6 protein-coding genes and 1 pseudogene are annotated in these 6,571 nt (G+C 41.2%); 2 read left to right on the top strand and 5 right to left on the bottom strand.

Translation table 11 applies throughout. From position 1 onward, the window contains the following. Nucleotides 1–412: 412 nt before the first annotated feature. The 5 genes from MHM99_RS20630 to MHM99_RS20610 all read right to left on the bottom strand — a co-directional run bounded on the left by MHM99_RS20630 (nucleotide 413) and on the right by MHM99_RS20610 (nucleotide 4,325). Nucleotides 413–850 carry a hypothetical protein gene (locus MHM99_RS20630; protein WP_239220433.1) on the bottom strand — a complete coding sequence of 146 codons (438 nt, stop codon included), beginning with the start codon at nucleotides 848–850 and terminating at the stop codon, nucleotides 413–415. 499 nt (nucleotides 851–1,349) lie between these two features. Next, nucleotides 1,350–2,369: a tryptophan--tRNA ligase gene (trpS, locus tag MHM99_RS20625; protein WP_239220432.1), complete on the bottom strand. Its 1,020-nt coding sequence runs from the start codon at nucleotides 2,367–2,369 to the stop codon at nucleotides 1,350–1,352. A 798-nt stretch (nucleotides 2,370–3,167) separates the two neighbouring features. After that, a complete protein-coding gene (locus tag MHM99_RS20620) occupies nucleotides 3,168–3,326 on the bottom strand; it encodes a hypothetical protein (protein ID WP_239220431.1) in 159 nt (52 codons plus the stop codon). 206 nt (nucleotides 3,327–3,532) lie between these two features. Further along, nucleotides 3,533–3,829, bottom strand: coding sequence for a hypothetical protein (locus tag MHM99_RS20615; RefSeq protein WP_061095168.1), 297 nt, complete (start codon nucleotides 3,827–3,829; stop codon nucleotides 3,533–3,535). 148 nt (nucleotides 3,830–3,977) lie between these two features. After that, nucleotides 3,978–4,325 (bottom strand): hypothetical protein, encoded by a 348-nt coding sequence (locus MHM99_RS20610; protein ID WP_202941645.1) that lies wholly within the window; start codon nucleotides 4,323–4,325, stop codon nucleotides 3,978–3,980. Nucleotides 4,326–4,434: 109 nt separating this feature from the next. Between MHM99_RS20610 and MHM99_RS20605 the strand changes: the two genes are divergently transcribed. Both MHM99_RS20605 and MHM99_RS20600 read left to right on the top strand, forming a co-directional pair. Then, nucleotides 4,435–4,665 (top strand): helix-turn-helix transcriptional regulator, encoded by a 231-nt coding sequence (locus MHM99_RS20605; RefSeq protein ID WP_202941644.1) that lies wholly within the window; start codon nucleotides 4,435–4,437, stop codon nucleotides 4,663–4,665. Nucleotides 4,666–5,506: 841 nt separating this feature from the next. Beyond that, nucleotides 5,507–6,472: pseudogene (locus MHM99_RS20600) on the top strand (ISAs1-like element ISAma3 family transposase); the annotation flags it as partial. Nucleotides 6,473–6,571: the final 99 nt, after the last annotated feature.

Below are 6,571 nucleotides of genomic sequence, written 5' to 3'. Positions count from 1 at the left end.
TAGCGAGACAACTTAACGAAAGACCAAGAAAAACGTTAGACTATGAAACACCAGCACAGAAATTTAACCGATGTGTTGCGCCCATTGATTGAACTCAAGGTCTTGAGCGGACTTTGAATACTCTACTGAGAAGGCCTGCTTTAGCTAATAGCTGTCGGTGAGGTAATCGTATTAATCAAAACTATCAGTACAATTAGGTGTCACTGATTGTGAGGTCTTGTTGCTAGTAAAGAGGCTCGAGTTCGCTAATTTGTAGTAGCTCATATCTGATCTGACACTTTTGACCGAGTGTTTCGACCTTAGCAGACAGGCGGCTATAGACAATTAGTGGATGATGAACGCCTCAATAATGGGCCGGAGCACGCAGTGCGGAGGTCCAGCCGCGAGGCGACATTGATCGATTTGTTATGTTTCATTTTACACGCCGAACTTTGGCTGAAGTTCCGGCTACCTGTATGATGTGACCGCCACCAGGATTGTAAATAATTACCTCTGGGCGGTGAGAATATTTGTACTTATATTTATAGTGTGACTGCTGCCATATCTGACCATTAGTAAGTTCATAGGAAGTTTCTCCCTCCCAGCCTTTGAACTCGCCATTAATTCTACTTTTAATTACACCATCTATTTGACGAACGGGAACAATTTCATTTTGTCCATCTACTTGGATATAGAGTCTTCCGTTGCCTCTCAGGATATTTACTTGCGGACAATAAGCGTAATGATACCAGTAATAATATTCATCCTGGACCCAACACGTTCCATCCATTAATTGGAAAAAAACTTCATCATCAAAACCTTCAAACTCTCCATCGATTTGGGATGAGAGTATTACTTCATATCCTTGCATGATCTCTCCTTAGAAAAAATAACAGCTTATAACTGCAACTTTATAGTAACACCCGTTGGCGCTGAAAAACCATATTCTGTATTTTCATGGAAAGGGGTAAATGTCAGCAAAAAGCACACAAGAGACTGTCAGATTTAGTTTAGTTCTATAACCGAAAGTGTCAGTTTAAGTTGTGACTAATCCAGCTAATTTTAGACCGAGAAGCTTTACAGAAAGGTAACGTTAATCGTCATTAACGTTACTTGAGCTACCGATTATTATTTTGTACCGCTTGATATTTACTAAATGAGCAAATTGGTGTTAACAAAATGATATGTGTGATTACGTCAAAGTCGTACGGTATTTGTATCGTTAGATTCATTCAATTCATTTTACGTTTACTGCTTTTCACCTTCCCTCCACCTTTTAAAGATGCGCATAGTTTTATAACTGTGCGCCTTTCTATATTCTTTAGCCTGATGAATTTTGGTTAATTTGCCTTCTCTTCTATCCATATAAGTCAGAACAGGTTCAACCCGAAAACACTTTTTACTCTGAGAAGAATGTCGTTGGTTTTCTCTCGTGAAATTTCGCTACCTGCTCGTAATATATCGATTAACTGCGCCTTATCCTTAAGGTATTTCTCCCGGCGCTCACGTATTGGCTTCAACACCTCTTGCAGGCACTCTTCCAGTATCTTCTTTGTCGTCCCATCACCTAGCCCACCACCCTGATAATGTTCTTTGAGTTGACTGACATACTCTGTATCTGGGTGAAAAGCGTCTAAATACGTGAACACTACATTGCCCTCTACTTTACCTGGGTCTTCAACTTTCAGGTGATCAGGATCTGTGTACATGCTACGAACTGCTGTGCTTATTTCTTTCTCCGTAGCGCCAAGGTTTATGGTATTTCCCATCGACTTACTCATTTTGTTTTTGCCGTCAGTGCTAGGTAGTCGTGATGCATTGCTAAGTAATGGCTTACACTCTTTAAGCACAGGCTTTTCGACTAACGAGTTAATCTTCCTTACGATTTCATTGGTTTGTTCAATCATTGGCAATTGGTCATCACCAACAGGAACCAATGTCGCGTTAAATGCAGTGATATCAGCCGCTTGAGATATTGGGTATGTTAAGAAGCCTGCGGGTAAAGAGCGCTCAAAGCCTTTGCTTTTGATTTCACTTCTTACGGTTGGGTTACGCTCAAGTCGCGTTACAGTTACCACGTTACTGTAATACATAGTCAACTCAGCGAGTGCAGGTAGCTGTGATTGCAGGCAAACATTGGTCTTCCGTGGGTCTATGCCAACAGCCAGATAATCAGCCACCACATTTAATATGCTAGATGATACCTTTGATGGATTGTGTGCATTGTCCGTCAGACCTTGCATGTCAGCGACAAGAATGGTCTGGTCATGCTCGTCCTGCAAGGATACACGCTGCTTCAGTGAGCCAACATAATGACCTAAGTGAAGAGGCCCAGTCGCTCGGTCGCCAGTGAGAATGACTTGTCGTTCGGTATTTGTTTGATTGGTCACGATATATCTCCAAGTAAATGAAACGTGCTACTGGAGATATAAAGAACATACAGACTTAGCTACCTTCCAGCAGCAAAAGAATGTACGAATTCCGTGCCGCTCAGAGTGAGCGCCACCAGTCGAAAGAAGAGGTTGTGTTGATAAGTATCTTTTTCATTTAGGTAGGCTATCAAATTAAATTGTGCGTCACAACCACTTGTGTTTTGGTCATTGCCTACCAGAAAAGTTTGACTCTGTGCTATTCGATTACTAGCTGTAAATTCTACTTCTTACTTAATCCCTTCTTCCAAGAAGTCATCAATGCTTGAGCCTATAGGCATAGTGCTCTCCCATCTGTTTCGTGATGTGTTAGGTCAGGCATTAAATTATGCTTACATGTGATTTAATATCGATAAAGTGCTTTGGGCTTGTGAGTGTTTATTGTTGAAGTTGCATGAACATCTAAATGAAACAAGTCTTGTAATATCTGCTTTTGGCACAAACCTGAAGTTGCAAAACACTACTCTGAACGTCGGCTGGTTGTCTTGAGCTGCCTGTCAGATGGCATCTAAACCAGCAAATAAAAGTGTCAGATAAGATATGAGCCACTACAGATAATGCTACTACAGATAATGCCACTACAGATAATGCGTCTAAGATTATCTAGCCTGCTCGTTTATTTTCATGTTCTCAGCTTCCAGTCTGAGCTTTCTAAATCGGTCACTGTCGGGATACAGAGAAAATGGTAGCCCCGATACTTTCAACTTACCTTCCCGATAGAGCTGTTCAATAACTACTTTATACTGAGGTAAAAACCTGTCAATTGAAGTGTAATCTGAATTTCCCCATACCTTGATAGTGACTTACGTAGAATGAGTTGTCATCTACGGATATCAGCAGTGACGGTGAGCCAACCCCATCTTCTGTCCACTTTTTGAGCGTTTCTATTATCTGTTCGGTGTTAGATTCTGAATTCATAATCTTCCCAAATTTGAAATCATGTTAACCATTTAGCACTTTGAAATTAATGCTCATGTCGAAATAGTACGCCCCCACCAAAAATGCTTCTCTATCATTGGTTTGTACAATTCCTCATTCAATTTCAGGTCAGCAACAAATCAACTCGTAGAACTTCGCTATTTATCCGAGTTCGAGTTGACTTTTGCAACTGCCTATTCGTAAAACTATGCTTTTTCGGAGAAGCGCGCCGAAACAGCGTAAAAACCATGGAGGTCTTTTAGCTTATAGTGAATTCGATGAGCGAGCATATGCCTCCCCTCGTCGTCGAGAAATCTCGTCATCGCGAGTAATTCAAGGTTGTCCTTGGCTACGCTAAGTCTATTTAACTTGGAGTGTATATAAATATCATCAAGCCCTTTTTCTTCCAAGACTGCCCGAACATCGTACATCAGAGAAAGTACAAGTCTTCTTTCTTTCTCTAGTTTTGCAAAGAGTCTGTCAACTGATGAAACTTTACCCATGCCTTTTGTCCTTTTGAAGTTAACGTTAATTTGCTTGCACAAATATTATCGAGTATTTCAGCAAGTAAAAAAAGACATCAAAATGATGTGTACGAACACACAAAAACCATTAAATTTCAACACTTTAAAATATTACTAAATAATATTGTTATGCAGGTCTATCTGCGGCTAAGTATTTTTCGTAATTCTTAGTATGAAAGTCATTAATGAACCACATTTGAAAAAGGGGAGTCGTTATCGATGGGAGGGTGCCTTCTCTTAAAACTTCATAAAGGCCTTCTGTCCCCTCAGTTACGTAAACTTGGCAACAAAAGTGGTAATAAGGCTGAACAAGTAAAACTCCTTCATTTTCGACTCGATTGTAGTTTTCCATCAATTGCGCCACGCCATCCCGATACTCTTTCTTTTCTTCAATATTCAATATCATCGCTTGCGCACCGACTTTGAGCAGCTTTTCTACATTTTCAGACATTGGGTGGCTATCTATATCTTTCATTTCAGCGATTTACCATTGTTAATCAAGTTTTGTGTTTTAAATACTAGCAGACAAACACTATCTTGGCTTCATTTTGGAGACAAATAAAAACAGCATCATAATGATGCTCATGAAAAAAACTATCAGTACTCAGCAGTACTTCGCTTTGATAAAGTGGTTGGTAGCTGCAAGAAAAGAACAAGGGCTAACCGTCAGACAACTCGGTGAAATGATTGATGAAACACATCAAATAGTGAGTAAGATCGAGCGTTGTCAAAGGAAGCTCGATGTGTATGAATTTGTTCAATATTGTGAAGCATTAAACCTCAATCCTGAAGATGGTTTGAAATATTTAAAGTGAAAAGCCAAAATTAGACAGCTGTTCTCTTTGCTATACGCACTTCCACAAAAATGTTGTTATTTTAGCGTAAAAATTACTGCTATAAGAAAATTTCCTCTACATTTAAATGACTCGCGAAGGCGAGCGCTAAGCGCCTGCCGTATACCTGTTGAAACCTGTCAGAGTTAGCTGAAATTTGGTTGTGTCTAATTCAGACTGTCAGGTCCGCAAGTGTCATAATTGATATAGGCAAGAATAACTGTTCTGACTAAAATACGGTTTTAGTCTGAAAGCGATTTAATCATGTTTAGCAAGCGTCCGGTAATCCCTCCTAACTCTCAGCAGACTGACATGGTAACAGTTGTTCGATGTTAGGTTCTAGATTGCTGAGTTCATCAAGGCAAGTCATTACATACTAGAATACATTGTAGTGCAATGGTTGATGGACTATGACATCGTAGCCCGATAATAGCCAGTGTAGTTGCTGCTCACTAACATGCATCTCCAGTAAGCCCTCATTGACAGGCCACTTGAACCGATGCTTCTTGAGTCGCTTGTACAAGAGTGTGAAGCCCGTTTTATCCCAGTAGAGATTCTGACTTTATCGCGCTTTTTGTTGCTCAATTAGATTGAGCCAGTCTTGGATGGCTATCTGTTGATGTTGTTACATGGTGGTTCTCCTTTGCAAAGAGAGCTCCATGCCGTAGCTAACTTATGAAGTGAATGTTGGGATTACCGGACGCCCACATTTATGTCAAGTAGAAGAACTTAACCCTGAATATTTTTAGCAGGGCAAGATCATACTCTAACTTGCGTTAACTAGCGCATCTGTGATCAAATCTAGCTTTTTAGGCTAGCACAGATGTCATTTATTACCCATTTTGAGTCACTTGAAGATAAACGCTCTCATATCAATAAGAAGCATGACCTACTTGATGTGATTTTTCTCACCGTGGTGGCCATTCTTTCTGGTGCTGAAGGATGGAAAGACATTAAGCAATTTGGGGACAGCAAACTGGATTGGTTGCGTAAGTTCAGGGCCTTTAAAGAGGGTGTACCCGTCGACGATACTATTGCCCGTATTATCAGCTCGCTAGAGCCCAACGCCTTGCTAACGAGCTTCATTAGCTGGGTGAATGAAATCCGTGAAGACCAAGGGCAGCCCGTGATTGCGTTTGATGGTAAAACGCTTCGCCATTCATTCGATGGTGATAGGAAAACCGCCCTTCACAGCGTGTCGGCCTACGCGGTGGAACAAGGTTTAGTCCTCGCACAATGTAAATCGAAGGGTAAGAAAAATGAAGTGTCGACGGTACTGGAATTGATTGAATTACTGGAGTTAAAAGGCAGTATTGTCACTGCCGATGCCATGCATTGCCTGAAGAAGGTCGCTAAAGCCATTAATGCAAAAGGAGGCGACTATGTTCTGCAAGTCAAGAATAACCAAGGTAAACTTGCAACGGAAATAGCGGCTTACTTCCACAAGACACGGCGTGATACCCCACAAGATATCAAAACAAACAGTTTAACCTTAACCAATGATGGTCATGGACGCATCGAGGAGCGTACCTACGTTCAGCTACCCATTACGCCTTGGTTGACGCAAAGCCAAGGCTGGACGAATATTAAGTCGGTCATTGAAGTCACCCGAAAACGCTACCTTAAAGATAAGGAAACGAGTGAGACCGCTTATTACATCAGTTCCTTGGAGGTTAACTTACCTCAAATTGCAAAAGCCATTCGCAGCCATTGGTCGATAGAAAATGCATCACATTGGGTACTGGATATGACGTATCGAGAGGACGACTCCCGCATCAGACGCGGCGATTGCATGTTCCGGCCCATTCCGATCACCCATTTCGGTTCAATCCGATCACTGATTTCGGTCTAATCCGATCGCCTATTTCGGAGTTATCCGATCAAAAAT

This window comes from Alteromonas sp. MmMcT2-2, assembly GCF_022348305.1.
Taxonomy (GTDB): Bacteria; Pseudomonadota; Gammaproteobacteria; order Enterobacterales; family Alteromonadaceae; genus Alteromonas; species Alteromonas macleodii.
Note: the sequence above shows the minus strand (reverse complement) of the source record. Positions and strands in the feature narration are given on the sequence as shown.